Annotated in this window: 17 protein-coding genes and 1 pseudogene; 12 read left to right on the top strand and 6 right to left on the bottom strand. The window is 74.0% G+C overall.

Going from position 1 to position 21568, the window contains the following annotated elements; translation table 11 throughout:
* Positions 1–167: 167 nt before the first annotated feature.
* From AB0O40_RS31295 to AB0O40_RS31310, 4 genes are read right to left on the bottom strand one after another with little or no spacing between them, the layout of a single operon-like run.
* Entirely contained in the window at positions 168–1085 is a 918-nt protein-coding gene (locus AB0O40_RS31295) for a slipin family protein (protein ID WP_365048685.1), read from the bottom strand.
* A gap of 43 nt (positions 1086–1128) precedes the next feature.
* Positions 1129–2022, bottom strand: coding sequence for an aminoglycoside phosphotransferase family protein (locus AB0O40_RS31300; protein WP_365048687.1), 894 nt, complete (start codon positions 2020–2022; stop codon positions 1129–1131).
* A gap of 16 nt (positions 2023–2038) precedes the next feature.
* Positions 2039–2497 carry a ferritin-like domain-containing protein gene (locus tag AB0O40_RS31305; RefSeq protein ID WP_365048689.1) on the bottom strand — a complete coding sequence of 153 codons (459 nt, stop codon included), beginning with the start codon at positions 2495–2497 and terminating at the stop codon, positions 2039–2041.
* Positions 2494–3030 carry a hypothetical protein gene (locus AB0O40_RS31310; RefSeq protein ID WP_365048691.1) on the bottom strand — a complete coding sequence of 179 codons (537 nt, stop codon included), beginning with the start codon at positions 3028–3030 and terminating at the stop codon, positions 2494–2496. Before AB0O40_RS31310 ends, AB0O40_RS31305 begins: the two co-directional genes overlap by 4 nt.
* A 161-nt stretch (positions 3031–3191) precedes the next feature.
* Between AB0O40_RS31310 and rimP the strand changes: the two genes are divergently transcribed.
* The 9 genes from rimP to AB0O40_RS31355 all read left to right on the top strand — a co-directional run bounded on the left by rimP (position 3192) and on the right by AB0O40_RS31355 (position 14589).
* The gene (gene rimP / locus AB0O40_RS31315; RefSeq protein ID WP_365048693.1) at positions 3192–3686 is read left to right on the top strand and encodes a ribosome maturation factor RimP; all 495 of its coding nucleotides are present in this window, start codon (positions 3192–3194) and stop codon (positions 3684–3686) included.
* Positions 3687–3688: 2 nt separating this feature from the next.
* Positions 3689–4687 carry a transcription termination factor NusA gene (gene nusA, locus AB0O40_RS31320; RefSeq protein WP_365048694.1) on the top strand — a complete coding sequence of 333 codons (999 nt, stop codon included), beginning with the start codon at positions 3689–3691 and terminating at the stop codon, positions 4685–4687.
* 160 nt (positions 4688–4847) lie between these two features.
* Positions 4848–5123, top strand: a complete 276-nt coding sequence (locus tag AB0O40_RS31325) for a YlxR family protein (protein WP_365048696.1) — start codon at positions 4848–4850, stop codon at positions 5121–5123.
* Between the two features lie 149 nt (positions 5124–5272).
* Positions 5273–8371: a translation initiation factor IF-2 gene (gene infB / locus AB0O40_RS31330; protein WP_365048698.1), complete on the top strand. Its 3099-nt coding sequence runs from the start codon at positions 5273–5275 to the stop codon at positions 8369–8371.
* A gap of 145 nt (positions 8372–8516) precedes the next feature.
* Complete coding sequence (locus AB0O40_RS31335; RefSeq protein WP_365048699.1) at positions 8517–8810, top strand: DUF503 domain-containing protein; 294 nt, start codon at positions 8517–8519, stop codon at positions 8808–8810.
* A 35-nt stretch (positions 8811–8845) separates the two neighbouring features.
* Positions 8846–9286 (top strand): 30S ribosome-binding factor RbfA, encoded by a 441-nt coding sequence (gene rbfA / locus AB0O40_RS31340; protein WP_365048700.1) that lies wholly within the window; start codon positions 8846–8848, stop codon positions 9284–9286.
* Positions 9283–10188: a tRNA pseudouridine(55) synthase TruB gene (gene truB, locus AB0O40_RS31345; protein ID WP_365048702.1), complete on the top strand. Its 906-nt coding sequence runs from the start codon at positions 9283–9285 to the stop codon at positions 10186–10188. Before rbfA ends, truB begins: the two co-directional genes overlap by 4 nt.
* A gap of 353 nt (positions 10189–10541) precedes the next feature.
* A complete protein-coding gene (locus tag AB0O40_RS31350; protein WP_365048704.1) occupies positions 10542–13559 on the top strand; it encodes a serine protease in 3018 nt (1005 codons plus the stop codon).
* Positions 13560–13635: 76 nt separating this feature from the next.
* On the top strand, positions 13636–14589 hold the full coding sequence (locus AB0O40_RS31355; protein WP_365048705.1) for a bifunctional riboflavin kinase/FAD synthetase: 954 nt from the start codon (positions 13636–13638) through the stop codon (positions 14587–14589).
* A gap of 114 nt (positions 14590–14703) precedes the next feature.
* Here the strand turns inward: AB0O40_RS31355 and AB0O40_RS31360 are convergent.
* Both AB0O40_RS31360 and AB0O40_RS31365 read right to left on the bottom strand, forming a co-directional pair.
* Positions 14704–15849, bottom strand: a pseudogene (locus AB0O40_RS31360) (MinD/ParA family protein); the annotation flags it as partial.
* An 822-nt stretch (positions 15850–16671) separates the two neighbouring features.
* Positions 16672–16911, bottom strand: coding sequence for a DUF397 domain-containing protein (locus AB0O40_RS31365; RefSeq protein ID WP_365048707.1), 240 nt, complete (start codon positions 16909–16911; stop codon positions 16672–16674).
* A gap of 385 nt (positions 16912–17296) precedes the next feature.
* Here AB0O40_RS31365 and rpsO point away from each other — a divergent pair, with 385 nt between their 5' ends.
* From rpsO to AB0O40_RS31380, 3 genes are all read left to right on the top strand, one after another.
* The gene (gene rpsO, locus AB0O40_RS31370) at positions 17297–17584 is read left to right on the top strand and encodes a 30S ribosomal protein S15 (RefSeq protein WP_365048709.1); all 288 of its coding nucleotides are present in this window, start codon (positions 17297–17299) and stop codon (positions 17582–17584) included.
* A 355-nt stretch (positions 17585–17939) separates the two neighbouring features.
* Positions 17940–20162, top strand: a complete 2223-nt coding sequence (locus AB0O40_RS31375) for a polyribonucleotide nucleotidyltransferase (RefSeq protein ID WP_365048711.1) — start codon at positions 17940–17942, stop codon at positions 20160–20162.
* On the top strand, positions 20159–21538 hold the full coding sequence (locus AB0O40_RS31380) for a pitrilysin family protein (protein WP_365048712.1): 1380 nt from the start codon (positions 20159–20161) through the stop codon (positions 21536–21538). The genes AB0O40_RS31375 and AB0O40_RS31380 overlap by 4 nt, the downstream gene beginning before the upstream one ends.
* The last annotated feature ends 30 nt before the right edge of the window (positions 21539–21568 follow it).

Genomic DNA, 21568 nt, shown 5'->3' on the forward strand with positions numbered 1-21568 from the left:
GGGGCGCTGCCCCCGGATCCCCCGCACCACCGCTGCGCGGCGGTCGCCTCAATCGCCGGCGGGGCTGGATTTCCAGCCTCGCCGGCGATTGAGGCGCGGGGTCCGGGGCGGAGCCCCGGGGAACGGCGGAAGGGCGGGTCGGGGGCAAGCCCCGCAGGGCAGCCCCCTCAGGCCGCGGCCTGAGGGGGCTCCGCAACGCCGTCCGGGCCCGCGTCGGGCCCGGGGACGGACGCCCGGGACGGGCCGGGGTCCGGGCCGGGTTCCGGGGTCGGGACGGGGCCAGGGGGCTGCGCCCCGGCGGGGGCCCCGGGGCCGGAGGGGGCCGGGGCGGTGGCGCGTTCGAGGAAGCGGAGGAGTTCCACCGGGAAGGGCAGGACGAGGGTGGAGTTCTTCTCCGCCGCCACCGCGACCACGGTCTGCAGCAGCCGCAACTGCAGCGCCGCCGGCTCCCGCGCCATCACCCCCGCCGCCTCCGCCAGCTTCCGCGAGGCCTGCAGCTCCGCGTCCGCGTTGATCACCCGCGCCCGCCGCTCCCGGTCCGCCTCCGCCTGCCGGGCCATCGACCGCTTCATGGTCTCCGGCAGCGAGACGTCCTTGATCTCCACCCGGTCGATCTGCACGCCCCACCCCACCGCCGGGCTGTCGATCATCAGCTCCAGACCCTGGTTGAGCTTCTCCCGGTCGGAGAGCAGGTCGTCCAGGTCGGACTTGCCGATGATCGACCGCAGCGAGGTCTGCGCCATCTGCGAGACCGCGAAACGGTAGTCCTCCACCTCGACGATGGCGCTCGCCGGGTCCACGACCTTGAAGTACACGACCGCGTCCACCCGGACCGTGACGTTGTCGCGGGTGATGCCCTCCTGGGCCGGCACCGGCAGCGTCACGATCTGCATGTTGACCTTCCGGAGGCGGTCCACCCCCGGGACGACCATGGTGAAGCCCGGCGCCCGCACCCCCGTCCGCAGCCGCCCGAAGCGGAACACCAGGCCCCGCTCGTACTGCTTCACGACCCGTGCCGCCGAGGCGACGTACACCGCGATGCCCGCGCCCGCCGCCGCACCCGCTGCCAGCAGTTCCTCGACCATGACGGCCCCCTGCCGGAGATGTCCTGTCTCCTTACGTTATGCCCTACAACCAGGAGGCGAACTCCAACAGGAACTCCGCATCCCGGCGCCGGCCGGCGGCCAGCGCGCGGGTGCCGGACTCCACCGCCCGGAAGAGCGTCCAGCCGCGCAGCCGCTCCCGGTCCACGTCCAGCGCGTCGGCCAGTTTGTTGACCCGGCGGCGCGCCCCAGCGGCCCCCGTGGTCGCGGCCATCTGGTCCTCCAGCCGGTCCCTGACCAGCCGGGCCAGGTCGTACGCCCGCTCGCCGACCAGCGGCTCGGGCCCCACGGCCAGCCACGGCGCCCGCTCCCCGGCCAGCACCTTGCCCTGTCGGAAGGCGCCGTGCAGCAGCAGTTCCTCCGGCGGCAGGGCCACCAGCTCCGCGCGCGCCGCCAGGGCCGCCCGGACCAACTCCCGGGCCTCCTCCGGCGCCTTCGCCATGGGCTCCGCCTGGCGGGCCGTGCGCTGCGCCACCGTCTCGAAGCCATGGCCGGCCGGCGGGGCCACCCACAGCCGGCGGATCGTCCCCGAGGCCTCCAGCAGCGCCTTCGCCTCGGGCAGCGAGCGCAGCGACACCTCGGGCTGCAGCCGCTCCAGGAGCAGGGCGTCGTCGTCGTGCCGGGTGTCGAGCACCCGGACCGCGCCGAAACCGCCCCAGTGGGCCAGCGCCGCCAGCTCCTCGCCGGGCTCCGAGCAAGGCGGCGCGATCTTGAGCGTGGCGGGGGTGCCGTCGGCGTAGCGGACGAGGACGACCAGGCTGCTGCGGCCGCCCGGGGCCTGGACCCGCTGGGCGGTCAACCCCCGCCGTTCCAGGGCCTCCTGGGCGAAGACGGGGAGGCGGTCCAGCCACCCCGGCACCGAGTCTTCGGACCTCTCGCCGAGCGCCCGGACAAGCCGCTCGGGCGGTTCGAAAGCCATACGTGCAAGGTCCCTTTCAGCTGTTCCCGGCTCGTTGTGATCGTTCGACGAGCCCAGGGAAGGCTACGCCGCCGCCCCGCCAGCGTGCCGCCCGGACGGCCGCCCGGGTCAGCTCGGCCGCCGCCTCGCGCCGCAGCGGACCGGAGGCGACCCGCACCAGATCGGAGTACGCGCCGGCGATCCGGTCCTCCATCAGGGCCGCCAGCCGCTCCGCGTCCGCGGGGGTGCGCACCGGCGCGGGCAGGGCGTACGCCGCCTCCGCCGGCCGGGGCGCCCCGCCGAGCGCCCGTACGGTGCGGGCCAGCGCGTCGCGCCGGGCGTGGTGGGCCGCGTAGGCCTCCCGGGCCTGGGCCTGCCGGTCCCCGGCGGCCCGCGCACCGACCACGCCGTACCCGTAGACCGCCGCGTGCTCGGCGGCCAGCGCCGCCTGGGCCGCGTCGAGGACGCCCGGCCCGGTCTCCGGCTTCTCGCTCACGACTGCTCCGATCCGCTGGTCAGGAGGTACGCGTGGACCGCCGCGCAGGCCGCCACCGAGGCCAGCAGCCGGGCCAGTTCGCCGGGTGCGGCGTCCAGGGCGGCGCTCCGGGCGGCTCCTATGCGGCGCTCCGCCTCGGCCAGGGCGGTCAGCGCGGCCGCCGGTGCGGCCGGGACGGTGACCGGCGGGGCGGCCGGTGCCGCCGGGCCGGACGGGGCCGGGGAGGGGGCGGCGGAGGCCGCCGGGGCCGCGGGGGAGAGGGCGGTGGCGTGCTCGGCGACGGCCGCCCGCAGCGGCACCAGCCGGGGGCCGAGCGCGGGATGGGCGGCGAGCGTGGCGTCGTAACGTTCCAGCAGGGTGCGGGTCTCCCGGACGGCCGATTCCCTGATGAGCCGTTCGGGTGATACCGGCGCCGACCGCCGGCCGGCGGACCCGTCGTCGGAGCAGCCGGCGAGCAGCACGGCGGCCGAGCCGCCCGCGCCGGCGCCGAGCAGGGTTCTTCGCGAGGGCCGCGGGGGCAGGGGGACCGTCACGATGGCGTCCTCCGAGGTGGCAGGGGGCGGGCGGGACGGTGATCACGGTACCCGCGGCACCGGCGAACGGGGCGGACGGCAACACCCTCCGGGACCGGATACCCTTTGGTCTGACACGCGACGGAAACCACAACAGCACACGCGGCCGAGGAGTCACCCGGATGAGCACCACCCAGAGCGACAGGCTGCGCGGACTGCTGGAGCCGCTCGTCGCCGCCAAGGGCCTGGACCTCGAAGAGATCGAGCTGTCCCGGGCGGGCAAGCGCCGGATGCTGCGGATCATCGTCGACTCCGACGAGGGCCTGGACCTCGACCTGTGTGCCGAGCTGAGCCGTGAGATCTCCGATCAGCTCGATGCGAGCGACGTCATGGGCGAGGACGAGTACAACCTCGAAGTCAGCTCCCCGGGCGCGGACCGTCCCCTCACCGAGCACCGTCACTACGTGCGCGCCACCGGCCGCCTGGTGAAGTTCCAGCTCACCGAGGGCGAGCTGGTCGCCCGGATCCTCGAGGTGGACGACGAGGGCCTGGACCTCGAGGTGCCGGGCGTGAAGGGCCGCAAGGCCACCGCCCGCCGGGTCGCCTTCGCCGAGGTCGTCAAGGCGCGTGTCGAGATCGAGTTCAACCGCAAGGACAAGAAGGAAGAGGAGGCGTAGCCGTGGACATCGACATGAGTGCCCTGCGGGGTCTGGTCAGGGAGAAGGAGATCTCCTTCGATCTGCTGGTCGAGGCGATCGAGTCGGCCCTCCTCATCGCGTACCACCGCACCGAGGGAAGCCGCCGCCGGGCCCGCGTCGTCCTGGACCGCCAGAACGGCCACGTGACCGTGTGGGCGAAGGAGGACCCCCAGGACCTCGAAGAGGGCCAGGAGGCCCAGGAGTTCGACGACACGCCGTCGGGCTTCGGCCGCATCGCCGCGACCACCGCCAAGCAGGTGATCCTGCAGCGCCTGCGCGACGCCGAGGACGACCTCACCTTCGGTGAGTTCGCCGGCCGCGAGGGCGACGTCATCACCGGTGTCGTCCAGCAGGGCAAGGACCCCAAGAACGTCCTGGTCGACATCGGCAAGCTCGAGGCCATCCTGCCGGTGCAGGAGCAGGTCCCGGGCGAGGAGTACACGCACGGCCTGCGCCTGCGCACGTACGTCGTCCGGGTCGCCAAGGGCGTCCGCGGCCCGTCCGTGACGCTCTCGCGCACCCACCCCAACCTGGTCAAGAAGCTGTTCGCGCTGGAGGTCCCCGAGATCGCCGACGGCAGCGTCGAGATCTCGGCGATCGCCCGCGAGGCCGGCCACCGCACCAAGATCGCGGTCCGGTCCACCCGTTCGGGTCTGAACCCGAAGGGCGCCTGCATCGGCCCGATGGGCGGCCGGGTGCGCAACGTGATGGCGGAGCTGCACGGCGAGAAGATCGACATCGTCGACTGGTCGGACGACCCGGCCGAGATGGTGGCGAACGCCCTGTCCCCCGCACGGGTGAGCAAGGTGGAGATCGTCGACATGGCCTCGCGCTCGGCGCGCGTGACCGTGCCGGACTACCAGCTGTCGCTGGCCATCGGCAAGGAGGGCCAGAACGCCCGCCTCGCCGCCCGGCTGACCGGCTGGCGCATCGACATCCGTCCCGACACCGAGCAGCCCTCGGACCGGGACGGGGAATAAAACCGCTACCGGCCGGGGCTTCCCGGGCGGTAGACAAGAGGGGCCTCCCCGTGCTGCGGACCGGGGCCCCACCCGGCTCCCGCCGGGGAAGGTTCACGACAACATCCGTTCGATTTTTCGCCCGAAGGGGTGAGGTCGGTGCGGGGAGGTAGACTTAAGCGTGTCTGGCCGGACGCATGCCCGCGTATGCCCTGAGCGCACCTGCGTGGGGTGCCGGGAGCGAGCGGCCAAGAGCGATCTGCTGCGGATCGTGGCGATCGAGGACGAGTGCGTCCCCGATCCTCGCGGTACGCTGCCCGGCCGGGGTGCCTACGTGCACCCCGCCGTGGTCTGCCTCGACCTGGCGGTCCGCCGCCGGGCGTTCCCCCGGGCCCTTCGGTCCCGGAGTGCGCTCGACACGGCGGAACTGCGCAAGGTCGTCGAGGCGACACCGTAAGAAGAAGTACGGCACGGAGACTCCGTGCGGTCAGGTACCTCGCGAGTTGGAAGTAGGTCGAGATTGCGATGAGCACTCGATGAGTACGCGATGAGTACGCCCATGAAGTAGCGACGGTCCGGCGGTAACCCGGACCTAAAAGGAGCGAAGTGGCTAAGGTCCGGGTATACGAACTCGCCAAGGAGTTCGGGGTTGAGAGCAAGGTCGTCATGGCCAAGCTCCAAGAACTCGGTGAATTCGTCCGTTCGGCGTCCTCGACGATCGAGGCGCCCGTTGTACGCAAGCTGACCGACGCGTTGCAGGGTCCCGGCGGTAACGCCGGCAAGTCCGCTGCGAAGCCCGGCGCGCCCCGCAAGGCCGCGCCCGTCAAGCCCGCCGCGCCGGCTCCCGCCGCCGCGGCCCGTCCCGCTGCCCCGAAGCCCGGCGCCCCGGCCCCCAAGCCGGCCGCCGCCGAGGCCCCCTCGGTCAGCGCCCCCGTGACTCCGGCCGCCTCCGGCCCGCGTCCGGGTCCCAAGGCTCCGGCCCCGAAGCCCGCTCCGGCGGCTCCGGCTCCGGTCGCCGCGGAGTTCCAGGCCCCGCCGGCCGCCCCGCAGGCGCCGCAGGCCCAGCGCCCCGCCGGCGCGACCCCCGGTCCGCGCCCCGCGGCGCAGCGTCCGGCGGCCGCCCCCGGCCAGTCCGGTGCCCGTCCCGGCGCCCCGCGTCCGGCCGGCAACGCCCCCGGCGGCCAGGCTCCCCGTCCGGGTGGCGCGCAGGCGCCGCGTCCCGGCGGTGCCCGTCCCGCGGGTCCGCGTCCGGGCAACAACCCGTTCACCTCCGGCGGTTCCACCGGCATGGCGCGCCCGCAGGCGCCCCGTCCGGGTGGCGCCCCGCGCCCCGGCGCCCCCGGCGCCGGTGCTCCGGGCCCGCGTCCGCAGGCCGGCCCCGGCGGCGCCCCGCGTCCGCAGGGCGGTGCCCGTCCGACCCCCGGTGGCATGCCCCGTCCGCAGGGCGGCGCCCCGCGTCCGGGCGGCGCGCCCGGCGGTAACCGTCCGAACCCGGGCATGATGCCGCAGCGTCCCGCTGCCGGCCCGCGTCCGGGCCCCGGCGGCCGTGGTCCCGGTGGCCCCGGCGGCCGTCCGGCCGGCCCCGGTGGCGGCGGCGCTCGTCCCGGCTTCGCCGGCCGTCCGGCCGGTCCCGGCGGCGGCGGTCGTCCCGGTGGCGGTGGCGGCGGCTTCGGCGGTCGTCCCGGTGGCGGCGGCGGTGCGCCCGGTGGCGGCGGCGGCTTCGGCGGCGGTCGTCCCGGCTTCGGCGGTCGTCCCGGCGGCCCCGGTGCCCGTGGTGGCACGCAGGGTGCCTTCGGCCGTCCCGGCGGTCCGGCCCGTCGCGGTCGCAAGTCGAAGCGTCAGAGGCGCCAGGAGTACGAGGCCATGCAGGCCCCGTCCGTGGGCGGCGTGATGCTGCCCCGCGGCAACGGCGAGACCGTTCGCCTGTCGCGCGGTGCGTCCCTCACCGACTTCGCGGAGAAGATCAACGCCAACCCGGCGTCGCTGGTCGCGGTCATGATGAACCTCGGCGAGATGGTCACTGCCACGCAGTCCGTCTCCGACGCGACCCTCCAGCTCCTCGCGGGCGAGATGAACTACGAAGTTCAGATCGTCAGCCCGGAGGAGGAGGACCGCGAGCTGCTCGAGGGCTTCGACATCGAGTTCGGCGAGGACGAGGGCGGCGAGGAGTTCCTCATGCCGCGTCCGCCGGTCGTGACCGTCATGGGTCACGTCGACCACGGTAAGACCCGACTCCTCGACGCGATCCGCAAGACCAACGTGGTCGCGGGCGAGGCCGGTGGCATCACCCAGCACATCGGTGCCTACCAGGTCTCCACCCAGGTCAACGACGAAGAGCGCAAGATCACCTTCATCGACACCCCGGGTCACGAGGCGTTCACCGCCATGCGTGCCCGTGGTGCCAAGTCGACCGACATCGCGATCCTCGTGGTCGCGGCCAACGACGGCGTCATGCCGCAGACGATCGAGGCGCTCAACCACGCCAAGGCCGCCGGCGTCCCGATCGTCGTCGCGGTCAACAAGATCGACGTCGAGGGTGCCGACCCGGTCAAGGTGCGCGGTCAGCTCACCGAGTTCGGTCTGGTCGCCGAGGAGTACGGCGGCGACACGATGTTCGTCGACATCTCCGCCAAGCAGGGTCTGCACATCGACTCCCTGCTGGAGGCCGTGATCCTCACCGCCGACGCCTCGCTCGACCTGCGGGCCAACCCGGAGCAGGACGCGCAGGGTATTGCGATCGAGTCCCACCTCGACCGCGGCCGCGGTGCCGTCTCGACCGTCCTGGTCCAGCGCGGAACGCTGCGCATCGGCGACACGATGGTCGTCGGCGACGCGTACGGCCGCGTCCGGGCGATGCTCGACGACAAGGGCAACAACGTCGACGAGGCGGGTCCCTCGACCCCCGTCCTGGTCCTGGGTCTCACCAACGTCCCCGGCGCCGGCGACAACTTCCTCGTCGTCGACGAGGACCGCACGGCCCGCCAGATCGCCGAGAAGCGTGCTGCGCGCGAGCGCAACGCCAACTTCGCCCGCCGCACCCGCCGGGTGTCCCTCGAGGACCTCGACTCGGTGCTCAAGGCCGGTCTGGTCCAGGAACTCAACCTCATCATCAAGGGCGACGCGTCCGGTGCGGTGGAGGCCCTCGAGTCCTCGCTGCTCCAGCTCGACGTCGGCGAAGAGGTCGACATCCGCGTCCTGCACCGCGGTGTGGGTGCGGTCACGGAGTCGGACATCGACCTGGCCATGGGCTCCGACGCCATCGTCATCGGCTACAACGTCCGTGCGGCCGGCCGTGCCGCGCAGATGGCGGAGCGCGAGGGCGTCGACGTCCGGTACTACTCGGTGATCTACCAGGCCATCGAGGAGATCGAGGCGGCCCTGAAGGGTCTCCTCAAGCCCGAGTACGAAGAGGTCGAGCTCGGTACGGCGGAGGTCCGCGAGATCTTCCGCTCGTCCAAGCTGGGCAACATCGCGGGTGTCCTCATCCGCTCCGGCGAGGTCAAGCGCAACACCAAGGCGCGCCTCCTCCGCGACGGCAAGGTCATCGCGGAGAACCTCACCATCTCGGGTCTGCGCCGCTTCAAGGACGACGTCACCGAGATCCGCGAAGGCTTCGAGGGCGGTATCAACCTCGGAAACTTCAACGACATCAAGATCGACGACGTCATCGCGACGTACGAGATGCGCGAGAAGCCGCGCGGCTAAAGAGCCGGGCTGGTCATAGCGTGACCGGGGCCGGTCGGCGGAATTTCCGTCGATCGGCCCCGGCCGTTGCGTGTACGGTTTGGATGTTCCCGCCGGGCGCACCGGCGGGTCACCGAACCCGAACCGGCGGGACATCCGGATCTGCATGTACGTGGGGACTCTGTCCTTCGACCTGCTCCTCGGCGACGTACGGTCGCTGAAGGAGAAACGCTCCATCGTCCGGCCGATCGTCGCCGAGCTCCAGCGGAAGTTCTCCGTGAGCGCGGCCGAGGTCGGCGACCAGGACCTCCATCGCCGGGCACGGCTCGGGGTCGCCATGGTGTCGGGGGACACGGGGCACCTGTCGGACGTACTCGACCGCTGTGAACGGCTGGTCGCGGCACGTCCGGAAGTGGAACTGCTGTCGGTGCGACGGCGGCTCCACGGTGATGAAGACTGAATGCTTGACTTGCAAGAAAAGAAGGAGACGGACCAGTGGCCGACAACGCGCGGGCGAAGAAGCTGGCGGACCTCATCCGGGAGGTGGTCGCCGAGAAGCTGCAGCGCGGCATCAAGGACCCGCGCCTCGGTACGCACGTGACCATCACGGACACCAGGGTCACCGGCGACCTGCGGGAGGCCACGGTCTTCTACACGGTCTACGGTGACGACGAGGAGCGCGCCAGCGCGGCGGCGGGCCTGGAGAGCGCCAAGGGCATCCTGCGCTCCGCGGTCGGCCGGGCGGCGGGCACCAAGTTCACGCCCACCCTGACCTTCGTCGCGGACGCCCTGCCGGAGAACGCCAAGACCATCGAGGACCTCCTCGACAAGGCGCGCGCCTCCGACGAGCAGGTGCGCGAGGCCTCCTCGGGCGCCGCGTACGCCGGCGAAGCCGACCCGTACAAGAAGCCGGGCGAGGACGAAGCCGCGGAATGACCAAGCACACCCCCACTCCGGACGGCCTGGTCATCGTCGACAAGCCGTCCGGATTCACGTCGCACGACGTCGTGGCCAAGATGCGCGGGATCGCCAAGACCCGGCGCGTCGGCCACGCCGGCACCCTCGACCCGATGGCCACGGGCGTGCTCGTGCTCGGCGTCGAGAAGGCCACCAAGCTCCTGGGCCACCTCGCGCTGACCGAGAAGGAGTACCTCGGTACCGTCCGGCTCGGCCAGAACACCGTCACGGACGACGCCGAGGGCGAGATCACCTCGTCCGCCGACGCCTCCGGGGTGACCCGGGAGGCCGTGGACGCCGGGATCGCCAAGCTGACCGGCGCCATCATGCAGGTGCCGTCCAAGGTCAGCGCCATCAAGATCGACGGCAAGCGCTCGTACACCCGCGTCCGGGAGGGCGAGGAGTTCGAGATCCCGGCCCGGCCGGTGACGGTGTCCTCCTTCCAGGTCTACGACATGCGCGAGGCCGAGGCGGCGGACGGCACCAAGGTCGTGGACCTGGTCGTCTCCGTCGTCTGCTCCAGCGGCACCTACATCCGGGCGCTCGCCCGGGACCTGGGTGCCGACCTCGGGGTCGGCGGGCACCTGACGGCACTGCGCCGCACCCGGGTCGGGCCCTACAAGCTCGACCGGGCGCGGACCCTGGACCAGCTCCAGGAGGAGCTGACCGTCATGCCGGTGGCCGACGCGGCCACGGCGGCCTTCCGCCGCTGGGACCTGGACGAGCGCCGGGCCCGGCTGCTGGGCAACGGCGTGCGCCTGGAGATGCCGGACGAGTACCCGGCCGGCGCGCCGGTCGCGGTCTTCGGGCCGGACGGGCGGCTGCTGGCGCTCGTCGAGAGCAAGGGCGGCAAGGCGAAGTCGCTGGCCGTCTTCGTCTGAGCAGGACCGTCCGCCGCTGCGGCGGACGGTGGCAGGGCCCGGCCGGGCGCGGTGCGAACCGCCTCCGGCCGGGCCCTTCCGCATGCCGCCGCGGGGCCGGGCCCGTCGCGCCCGGCCCCGCGCCGCCCGCCGTGGAGCGGTGAGCGCACCCCCCTGTGCCGCTCACCGCTCCACGTCCCCCTCACTCCCCCCGCTCGGTGTCTATCCAATCGACCCCGCACATTCACCCTTCCGAGGAGGCGCTCGGAGTGATGGAGGGAGCGCGAGGGGGCGCTTTCCTCCGGCTTCCTGGTCCGCCGATCTTCGCCCGCCTACCGTCACAGGCAAGGGGCGCGGCGGGGAGGCGGGACCAGATGGCGGCGACGGGGGAGGCCGGGGGGAGCGGTGCGGGCGGCGCGGTCCTGGCGCTGGTGCGGGACGCGACCGGGCGGCCGCGGGGGAGCGGCTTCCTCGCGGACGACGGCGGCACGGTCCTGACCGCCCTCAGCGTCGTGACGGGCCCCGGTCCCTTCGTCCTGTACGGCCCGGGGGAGCGGCACTGCACGGTCGGTGCGGAGGCGGTCACCCCGCTGCCGGAGTGCGGGCTGGCGCTCGTACGCACGACGGGGCTCGGCCTGGACCCGCTGCCGGTCTCCGTCCGCGAGCGCAGCGCCGTCGGGGAGTACGTCCGGCTGGCCGCCGGCGGCTGGCGGCAGGCCAGGGTGCTGCGGGCCGGGCCGGCCCTCGACCTGGCGGTCGGCACCGAGGGGCGGGACGCGCTGGAGCAGGGCGGGGAGGCCTGCGGCGGGCCGGTGCTCGACCCGGTGACCGGAGCGGTGCTCGCGGTACTGAGCGGTGGTCTGCGGGCGGTGCCGCTGCGGCCGGCCGCCGCTGCCGCCGGCCCGCTGGCCGAGCTGCTGGCCCGCAACGCCGCCACCGTCCCGGCCTACGGCGCGGAGTCGAACCTGGCCGGGGTCCTCGAACTGACCGCCCTCACCGTCGGCTCCGCCCCGCTCTGCCCCGAGCGGGTGGACCGGCCCGCCCTCCGCGCCGCCCTGACGGCCTTCGCGGACGGCCCGGACCCGGTCTGCGTCCTGCTGGGCCCGCCGGGCACCGGCCGCACCACCGAACTCGCCGCCCTGGCCCGCACCCGCACCACCGCGCCCGCCCCGGCCCCCACGCTCTGGCTGCGCGGGGCGGACCTGAGCGCCGGGGACACCTCCCTCGAGGACGCCGTGGCCCGGGCCCTGCGCGCGGCGGCCCGGCTGGTCGAACCGGCCGCCCGGCCCGGCGCCCCGGCCGCCGAGCCCGAAGGCGCCCGGGAACCCTCCGCCGACCGGGCGGCCGCGCTCGCCCGGGCCGCCGGCCGCCCGCTGCTGGTGGTGCTGGACGCCCCGGAGGAGATGCCGGCCGTGCTGGCCCGGTGCCTGCGCCCCTGGACCGAGCGCACCCTGGCCTGGCTGGCGAGCGCCGGCGTCCGGCTGGCCACCGGCTGCCGGGGGGAGTTCCACGAGGGGTGGGTCCGGGCCGGCCTGCCGCCGGGCCCGGTGCTCCCGGTCGGGGACCTGACCGGCCCGGAGGCCGCCGCGGCCCGGGCCGGGTACGGCGTACCCGACGACGCGCCGGCCCCGGCCGACGCGGGGCATCCGCTGAGCCTGCGGCTCCTGTCGGAGCTGCGGGCGGCCGGGGTCACCGAGGGCCGGCCGACCCGCCCGGAGCTCTTCGCGGCCCACCTCGCGCTGGCCTGCCTGCGCATCGCCGCCCGCATCACGGCCGAGGAAGCGGAGTCCGGCGGCAGCGGGCCGGAGCCCCTGCGGTCCGCCGCGCGGCCACCGGAGGAGCCGCTCTCCGCCCCGGCACGGCACCCGAACGGCCCAGCTGTGTACGGCTGTTGCCCGCCGGACGCGGTGGCCGCGGACCGCGGGGAAGCCGGGCCCGGGCACCCGGGCGGCCGCGATGCGGAAGGCCCGGCCGGACACCCCGGGCCCGCCCGCCGGGACCGCCGGCCGCCGGCCCCCGGGGCGCCGGGCCCCCAGCCGGCCGCCGCCCGCCGCCCCGGGGCCCACGCCCTCCGCCGGTCGGCGGTGCAGGTGGCCGGCCGGGTGCACGAGGCGGCGCGCTGCTGCCTGGCCCGCGGCGAGCTGGGCCGGACCGCCTTCGAAGAGCTCTTCCCGTGGCGCACCGGCCGGGCCGCGGCCGTGCTCACCGAGGGCCTGCTGGTGCCGGCCGGCGAGGGCTACCGCTTCGCCGACGAGGAGTTCGCCGACTGGCTCCAGGCCGGTCACCTCGACCTCCCCGGCGCGCTCCGCCTGCTCACCGGCCCGCCCGCCGCCACCGCCGTGCCCCGGCACCGCCTCGGGGTGGTCGTCGAGGCCCTGCTCCAGCAGCGCGGGCCCGCCCTGCACCGCACCCTCACCGGCCTGGTCGGGGAGCTCCGGACCCTGCTGCGCGAGCCGTCCCCCGCGGCCCGGCCCCCGGCGGGGGACGCGGCCGACCGGGACGAGGCGTACTGGTGGGTGACCCGGCTGCTGCTGGGCGTCCTGCCCCGGCTGCCCGACGCCCGCCCGTACCGGGACGTGCTGCACGACCTGGCCGCCGTCACCACGTCGGCCGGCACCCCGGCGGCGGACACCGCCTCAGCCGGCACCGCGGCGGCCCCGATCCCGGCGAGCGCGGCCGCCGTCCCGCCCGGCACGGCGACGGCCCTCACCGGAACGGCCCAACCGGCGCCCCCCGGTCACGCTCTGGGTCCCGCCCCCGGCGCCGTCTTCGGCGGCGGCTTCTGGGAGCGGCTGGCACTGCCCGAGGCCGACCGGCTGGAACTGCTGCGCGCGGTGCTCCCCGGGGACGGCCCGCCCGGCGCCGCCGACCGCTGCCTGGACGCCGTGGCCCGCCGGCTGGCCGCCGACCCGGGCACCGTCCAGCCGCTGCTCTGCGCCTGGTTCGACGACGCCACGCCGCTCGCCGCCACCCCCGGCGCGACCGTGGCCACCGCCGCCCAGGCACTCCTGCACACCCACCGCCGGCTCGCCCTCGACGACCTCGCCGAGGCCCTGGTCGCCCGCGCGCACCCGGCCGCCGACGAACTCCTCGCCGCCCTCGCCGAGGAGGAGCCCTCCGCGCTCTGCCGCGCGGTGGACCGCTGGTCCCACGACCCCCGCCCCGAGCGCCGGGTCGCCGCGGCCGCCTACGGACTGCGCGCCGCCGGGCACGCCCGCACCCCCGCCGACCGCGATCTGCTGCGGTTCGCCGCGCTCGCCCTGCTGGCCCGGCCCGCGGACACCACCGCCCACGGCCCGGCCCTCGCCCTGCTCACCGCCCTGGAACGGCCCCGGGGCCCGGTGCCGATGACGGCCCGGGAGCACGGGCATGGCAGTCTTAGACCTGCGTAAGGCGTCGGACGCGCGAGCGAACGCCGCCGGTCGGACAGAGGCATTCACTACAGGGTTCGGGCGAGGAGCGGTCACAGTGCAGCGCTGGCGTGGCTTGGAGGACATCCCCCAGGACTGGGGACGCAGCGTCGTCACCATCGGCTCCTACGACGGCGTGCACCGGGGACACCAGCTGATCATCGGCCGGGCCGTGGCCCGCGCCCGCGAGCTGGGCGTGCCGTCCGTGGTCGTCACCTTCGACCCGCACCCCAGCGAGGTCGTCCGCCCCGGCAGCCACCCGCCGCTGCTCGCCCCGCACCACCGCCGCGCCGAGCTGATGGCCGAGCTGGGCGTGGACGCGCTGCTGATCCTGCCCTTCACCGCCGAGTTCTCGCAGCTCTCCCCGGCCGACTTCATCGTGAAGGTGCTGGTCGAGGCGCTGCACGCGAAGGTCGTCATCGAGGGCCCCAACTTCCGCTTCGGTCACCGCGCGGCCGGCAACACCGCCTACCTCGCCGAGCAGGGTGCGACGTACGACTACGACGTCGAGGTGATCGAGCTCGAGGCCCGGGACGGCGAGGGCACCGAGCCGTTCTCCTCCACTCTCACCCGCCGGCTGGTCGCGGCCGGTGACGTGGAGGGCGCGGCCGAGGTGCTGGGCCGCCCCCACCGGGTCGAGGGCGTGGTCGTCCGCGGCGCGCAGCGCGGCCGGGAGCTGGGCTATCCGACGGCCAACGTCGAGACCCTGCCGCATACCGCGATCCCCGCGGACGGCGTGTACGCCGGCTGGCTGACCGCCGACGGCGAGCGGATGCCCGCGGCGATCTCGGTCGGCACCAACCCGCAGTTCGACGGCACCGAGCGGACCGTCGAGGCGTACGCCATCGACCGCGTCGGCCTCGACCTCTACGGGCTGCACGTCACCGTCGACTTCCTGGCGTACGTCCGGGGGATGGCGAAGTTCGAGTCGCTGGAGGGCCTGCTGGAGGCCATCGCCGACGACGTGAAGCGCTCCCGCGCGCTGACCGAGGCGTACGACGCGGAGCACTGACCCGCACCGCCGACGCGTACGCCGCAGGGCCCGCCCCGACCGGGGGACGGGCCCTGCGGCGTACCGGCGGCCGGGTCAGAACCGCGGGCGGCCCTGCCCGGGCGGCGGCTGCACCCAGATGCCCCGGGCCTGCTGGGCGCGGGCGAAGTCCTCGGCCACCAGCGCGGCGAGGCCGAAGTACGCCTCCCTCGTCCGGGGCCGCATCAGCTCCAGGTCCACCTCCGCGCCGGTGGCCAGGTGCTCGTCGAAGGGCACCACGACCACGCCCCGGCAGCGGGTCTCGAAGTGCCGCACGATGTCGTCGACCTTGATCAGCCGGCCGGTCTCGCGCACCCCGGAGATGACCGTGAGGGAGCGCGAGACGAGATCCGCATAACCATGGGCGGAGAGCCAGTCGAGGGTGGTGCTCGCACTGCTGGCCCCGTCCACGGACGGCGTCGAGACGATGATCAGCTGGTCGGCCAGGTCCAGCACGCCGCGCATGGCGGAGTAGAGCAGCCCGGTGCCGGAGTCGGTGAGGATGACCGGGTACTGCTTGCCGAGGGTGTCGATGGCCCGCCGGTAGTCGTCGTCGTTGAAGGTCGTGGAGACCGCGGGGTCCACGTCGTTGGCGATGATCTCCAGGCCGGAGGGGGCCTGCGAGGTGAACCGGCGGATGTCCATGTACGAGTGGAGCGTGGGGATCGCCTGCACCAGGTCCCGGATGGTGGCGCCGGTCTCCCGGCGCACCCGGCGGCCGAGGGTGCCGGCGTCCGGGTTGGCGTCGATGGCCACGATCTTGTCCCGGCGCTCGCTGGCCAGTGTCCCGCCGAGCGCGGTGGTGGTGGTGGTCTTGCCGACGCCGCCCTTGAGGCTGATCACCGCGATCTTGTAGCAGGACAGCACGGGGGTGCGGATCAGCTCCAGCCTGCGCAGCCGCTCCGCCTCGGCGGCCTTGCCGCCGAACCGGAAGCGGGGGCCGCCGCGGGAGCCCCGGCCCTTCTGCCGGGAGCGGAGCAGCCGGTCGGAGGAGAGCTCGACGGCCGCGGTGTACCCGAGCGGCGCCCCGGGCGCCGGCTCCGGCACGGCGGCCGGTACGGGGGGCTGCGCCTGGACGGGTGCCGGCGCAGGCGCCGGCGCCGCGGCCGGGGGCTGGGCCGGTGGCGCCGGCCAGTGCGCCCCGGCCCGCGGGTCGGCGGGCCCGGCGGAGGAGCGGCGCGGGGCCGGCAGCTCCGGGGGAGCGACCGGCGCGGCCGGGGGCGGCGGGGCCTGCGACACCGGTGCCTCGTACGGCGACGGCGGCGGCAGCGGTGCCTCGTCCCAGGACGCGCCGCCGGCCGGCTCGCCGAAGGGCAGCGGCGGCAGCGCGGCGGCCGGCACACCGAAGGGGTACGCCGGCTCCGCGTCCACCGGGTCACCGAACGGCAGCGGCGGCTCGGCGTCCGCCGGGTCGTCGCCGAACGGCAGCGCGGGTACCGCGGAGCCCAGGCCACCGGGCGGCACCGGCTGCGCACCGGGCGGCGTGCCCTCCGCACCCGGCGGCAGCGGCAGCGGAGCCCCCGGCGCGGCCGGGGCGCCGAAGAGCAGGTCGACCGGGTTCAGCCGCCGGTGGTCCGGCGGGACCGCCCCGGCGGGCGCCGGACCCACCGGATCGGGGTCCATCCCGGCCGGCGGCGAATCCACCCGTACGGCGGAGTCGGGCCCGGGAGGTACCGCGGGCTGGGCCGGCCAGCCGGGCCCGGAGTCCGCGGCGGCCTCGGGCCGGTGGGCCTCGTACTCCGGCGGCAGTCCCGGCAGCGCCACGGGCTGCTGCGTGAACCAGACGGGCGGGGTGTCGTCCACGGGGAACTCGCCCGGCCCGGCCGGGCGGTCCCCGGGCGCCGCGGGATCCGCCCCCGCCGGGGTGTCGGTCGGGACGTCACGCGCCCCGTCACGGCTCTCGTGCCGGTCGTTGCTCACGCATCCTCCTGCTCCGTTCGAGCACCGGCGCTCGGTGCTCGCGTGGGGCGTGCCGGCCCCCGGCCCCGGCCCCGTGCCTCAAAGAAAACCGGAAGGGGCCCGCGCCCGGCGCGAGCCCCTTCCGATGCGGTCGCGGACCGCCGCCTACGGCTCCCGCAGGTCGAATTCGCCGTCGCGGGCTCCGAGCACGAAGGCCTCCCACTCGGCCTCGGTGTACCGCAGCACGGTCCCCGGGTCGAGCGAGGAGCGCATCGCCACCGCCCCGCCGGGCAGGTGCGCGATCTCCACCCGCTCCTCGTGCTCCTCGGTGCCGGGTGCGCTCAGCCACTCCACCCCGGAGATGTCCAGCGCGTACAGCTCGTCCTTCTCACGTGCGTCGGCCATCGGCGCGGTTCCCTTCGACGGAGCGGGTGCGGGGGCCGCGGGTACTGCGAACGGCCCAATCCCGCATGCTACTTGCGCACCCCCCGGTACCGTCGGGCTTCGGCCAGGGCGGCCACCGGACGGGTGAGCCGCCGGCCCCGCCGGGCGACTACCCGCCGGTGATCCCCCCATCCGGCGCTGACCTGCGCAAACGCCCCCGGCGCGGATATCCGCCACGGGCGTGTCCCGCGGGCTGGTACGCTGTGTAACGGCCGTTTGTGTACGCGTCCCCGGATTCCTCTGGGGACAGCGCCCAGCGCGCCCCGCCTCCCGAGTCAAGGAAGCTCCCCAGAGATGCAGACCTGGGGCACTCGGTGGCAATGCAGACATCACAGAGGAGTGCAACGTGCCGCTTGACACCGCCACGAAGAAGCAGATCATCGCCGAGTTCGGTACCAAGGAGGGCGACACCGGCTCTCCCGAGGTCCAGGTCGCGATGCTGTCCCGCCGCATCTCGGACCTGACGGAGCACCTGAAGGCCCACAAGCACGACCACCACTCCCGCCGTGGTCTGCTGATCCTGGTCGGCCAGCGCCGCCGCCTGCTGCAGTACCTGGCCAAGAAGGACATCGCGCGCTTCCGTGTCCTGGTCGAGCGCCTCGGCATCCGCCGCGGTGCCGCCGGCGCCAAGTAAGACGCTGTGAAGGGAGCGGTTCCCACATTCCGGGGGCCGCTCCCTTTGCTGTACGTGCGGGACGTACCGGACGCTTTGTAGTCTGGACGCAGCGACCGGTCGCTCTGCTTCCGGTAGCCCGCTCCGGCCGTCCGCGGCCGGACGCCCGCGCGGTGCGCACCGCGCACAACTGAAGAGGAGGAGCGCCCTCCGCACACCGCCGGTCCTCGGTAGTGGCACCCGGAGAGCCCGTCGGTCGGGCCCCGCACCGGGTGCTTCGATCGAAGACCGGCCCGCACACAGGAGCGCTTCTCCGCCCACCGTCCTCCGCCACACGGGCGGCGGACGGGAGACGACGAAAATGGAGAAAACGCTAGTGGAGAACGAGACCCACTACACCGAGGCCGTCATCGACAACGGCTCCTTCGGTACCCGCACCATCCGCTTCGAGACGGGCCGTCTGGCCCGCCAGGCCGCCGGCTCCGCCGTTGCCTACCTGGACGACGACACGATGGTCCTCTCCGCGACCACCGCGTCGAAGAAGCCCAAGGACCAGCTCGACTTCTTCCCCCTGACGGTGGACGTCGAGGAGCGCATGTACGCCGCGGGCAAGATCCCCGGCTCCTTCTTCCGCCGTGAGGGCCGCCCCTCCGAGGACGCGATCCTCACCTGCCGCCTGATCGACCGCCCGCTGCGCCCGTCCTTCAAGAAGGGCCTGCGCAACGAGATCCAGGTCGTCGCCACGGTCATGGCGCTCAACCCCGACCACCTGTACGACGTCGTGGCGATCAACGCCGCCTCCGCGTCCACCCAGCTGGCCGGTCTGCCCTTCTCCGGCCCGGTCGGCGGCGTCCGCGTCGCGCTGATCAACGGCCAGTGGGTCGCCTTCCCGACGCACACCGAGCTCGAGGACGCCGTCTTCGACATGGTCGTCGCCGGTCGCGCCCTCGAGGACGGCGACGTCGCGATCATGATGGTCGAGGCCGAGGCCACCGACAAGACGATCCAGCTCGTCAAGGGCGGCGCCGAGGCGCCGACCGAGGAGATCGTCGCTGCCGGTCTCGAGGCCGCGAAGCCCTTCATCAAGGTGCTCTGCAAGGCCCAGGCCGACCTCGCCGCCAAGGCCGCCAAGCCCACCGCGGACTTCCCGGTCTTCCTGGACTACCAGGACGACGTCTACGCCGCCCTCTCCGACGCCGTCCGCGGCGAGCTCGCCCAGGCGCTCACCATCGCCGGCAAGCAGGAGCGCGAGACCGAGCTCGACCGCATCAAGGACGTCGCCGCCGAGAAGCTCCTGCCGGCCTTCGAGGGCCGCGAGAAGGAGATCTCCGCCGCCTACCGCAGCCTGACCAAGGCCCTGGTGCGCGAGCGCGTCATCAAGGACAAGATCCGCATCGACGGCCGCGGCGTCACGGACATCCGTACGCTGGCCGCCGAGGTCGAGGCCATCCCGCGGGTCCACGGCTCCGCCCTGTTCGAGCGTGGCGAGACCCAGATCCTGGGCATCACCACCCTCAACATGCTCCGCATGGAGCAGATGCTGGACACCCTCTCCCCGGTGACCCGCAAGCGCTACATGCACAACTACATCTTCCCGCCGTACTCCGTCGGTGAGACCGGTCGCGTCGGCGCCCCCAAGCGCCGCGAGATCGGCCACGGCGCCCTGGCCGAGCGCGCGCTCGTGCCGGTGCTGCCGACCCGCGAGGAGTTCCCCTACGCGATCCGCCAGGTCTCCGAGGCCCTGGGCTCCAACGGCTCGACGTCCATGGGCTCCGTCTGCGCCTCCACCATGTCGCTGCTGAACGCCGGTGTGCCCCTCAAGGCCCCGGTCGCCGGTATCGCCATGGGCCTGATCTCCCAGGAGATCGACGGCGAGACCCACTACGTCACCCTCACCGACATCCTCGGTGCGGAGGACGCCTTCGGCGACATGGACTTCAAGGTCGCCGGCACCAAGGAGTTCGTGACCGCCCTCCAGCTCGACACCAAGCTGGACGGCATCCCGGCCTCCGTCCTGGCCGCGGCCCTCAAGCAGGCCCGCGACGCCCGCCTCCACATCCTCGACGTGATGATGGAAGCGATCGACACGCCGGACGAGATGTCCCCGAACGCCCCGCGGATCATCACCGTCAAGATCCCCGTGGACAAGATCGGTGAGGTCATCGGCCCCAAGGGCAAGATGATCAACCAGATCCAGGAGGACACCGGCGCCGAGATCACGATCGAGGACGACGGCACCATCTACATCGGCGCCTCCGACGGCCCGGCCGCCGAGGCCGCCCGTGCCACGATCAACGGCATCGCCAACCCGACCATGCCGGAGGTCGGCGAGCGCTACCTGGGTACGGTCGTCAAGACCACCACCTTCGGTGCCTTCGTCTCCCTGCTCCCGGGCAAGGACGGCCTGCTGCACATCTCGCAGATCCGCAAGCTCGCCGGTGGCAAGCGCGTGGAGAACGTCGAGGACGTGCTCGCGGTCGGCACCAAGGTCCAGGTCGAGATCGCCGAGATCGACCAGCGCGGCAAGCTCTCCCTGATCCCCGTGATCGAGGGCGAGGCGGCCGACGCCGAGGCTGACAAGGACGACTCCGACAAGTGACGTCGCGTAGTTCCCGTGTGACGGCCCGCCCCTCTTCGGAGGGGCGGGCCGTCGCCCGTACCCAAACCCTGCTCAAGGGCGAGAACGGCATCGGCACCGTCCGCCGGACCGTCCTGCCCGGCGGGCTGCGCGTCGTCACCGAGACGCTGCCCTCCGTCCGCTCGGCGACCTTCGGCATCTGGGCCAACGTCGGCTCACGTGACGAGACGCCCACCCTGAACGGCGCCACGCACTACCTCGAACACCTCCTCTTCAAGGGCACCAAGAAGCGCTCCGCCCTGGACATCTCCGCCGCGATCGACGCGGTCGGCGGCGAGATGAACGCCTTCACGGCGAAGGAGTACACCTGCTACTACGCGCGGGTGCTCGACACCGACCTGCCGCTCGCCATCGACGTGGTCTGCGACATGCTCACCGGCTCGCTGATCCTCGAGTCCGACGTGGTCGCCGAGCGCGGGGTCATCCTCGAAGAGATCGCGATGACCGAGGACGACCCGGGCGACTGCGTGCACGACCTGTTCGCGCACACCATGCTCGGCGACACGCCCCTGGGCCGCCCGGTCCTCGGCACCGTCGACACGATCAACGCGCTCACCCGCGACCAGATCGCCCGCTTCTACAAGAAGCACTACGACCCGCGCCACCTGGTCGTCGCGGCGGCCGGCAACGTCGACCACGCCAAGGTCGTCCGCCAGGTCCGGGCCGCCTTCGAGAAGGCCGGCGCGCTCGGCCACGCCGACGCCGAGCCGATCGGCCCGCGCACCGGCAACCGCAGGATCCGCACCGCCGGCCGCGTCGAGCTGGTCAACCGCAAGACCGAGCAGGCCCACGTGGTCCTCGGCATGCCCGGTCTGGCCCGCACCGACGAGCGCCGCTGGGCCCTGGGCGTACTGAACACCGCCCTCGGCGGCGGCATGTCCTCCCGGCTCTTCCAGGAGGTCCGGGAGAAGCGCGGCCTGGCCTACAGCGTGTACTCGTACACCTCCGGCTTCGCCGACACCGGCCTCTTCGGCGTGTACGCGGGCTGCCGCCCCAACCAGGTCCACGACGTGCTGCGGATCTGCCGCGACGAGCTCGACAAGGTCGCCTCCGAGGGGATCACCGACGAGGAGATCAAGCGGGCCGTCGGCCAGCTGTCCGGCTCCACCGTCCTCGGCCTCGAGGACACCGGCGCCCTGATGAACCGCATCGGCAAGAGCGAGTTGTGCTGGGGCACCCAGATGTCCGTCAGCGACATGCTCTCGAGCATCGCCGCGGTCACCCCGGACGACGTCCGGGCGGTCGCACAGGATGTACTGGCCCAGCGACCCTCGCTCTCGGTGATAGGCCCGCTGAAGGAGAAGCAGGCCGCCCGCCTCGACGAAGCGGTCGCGTAGTGACGTACGTACGGACGTAAGGGAAGCGAA

The sequence above is a fragment of the Streptomyces sp. NPDC089919 genome, assembly GCF_040684615.1.
Lineage (GTDB): Bacteria > Actinomycetota > Actinomycetes > Streptomycetales > Streptomycetaceae > Streptomyces.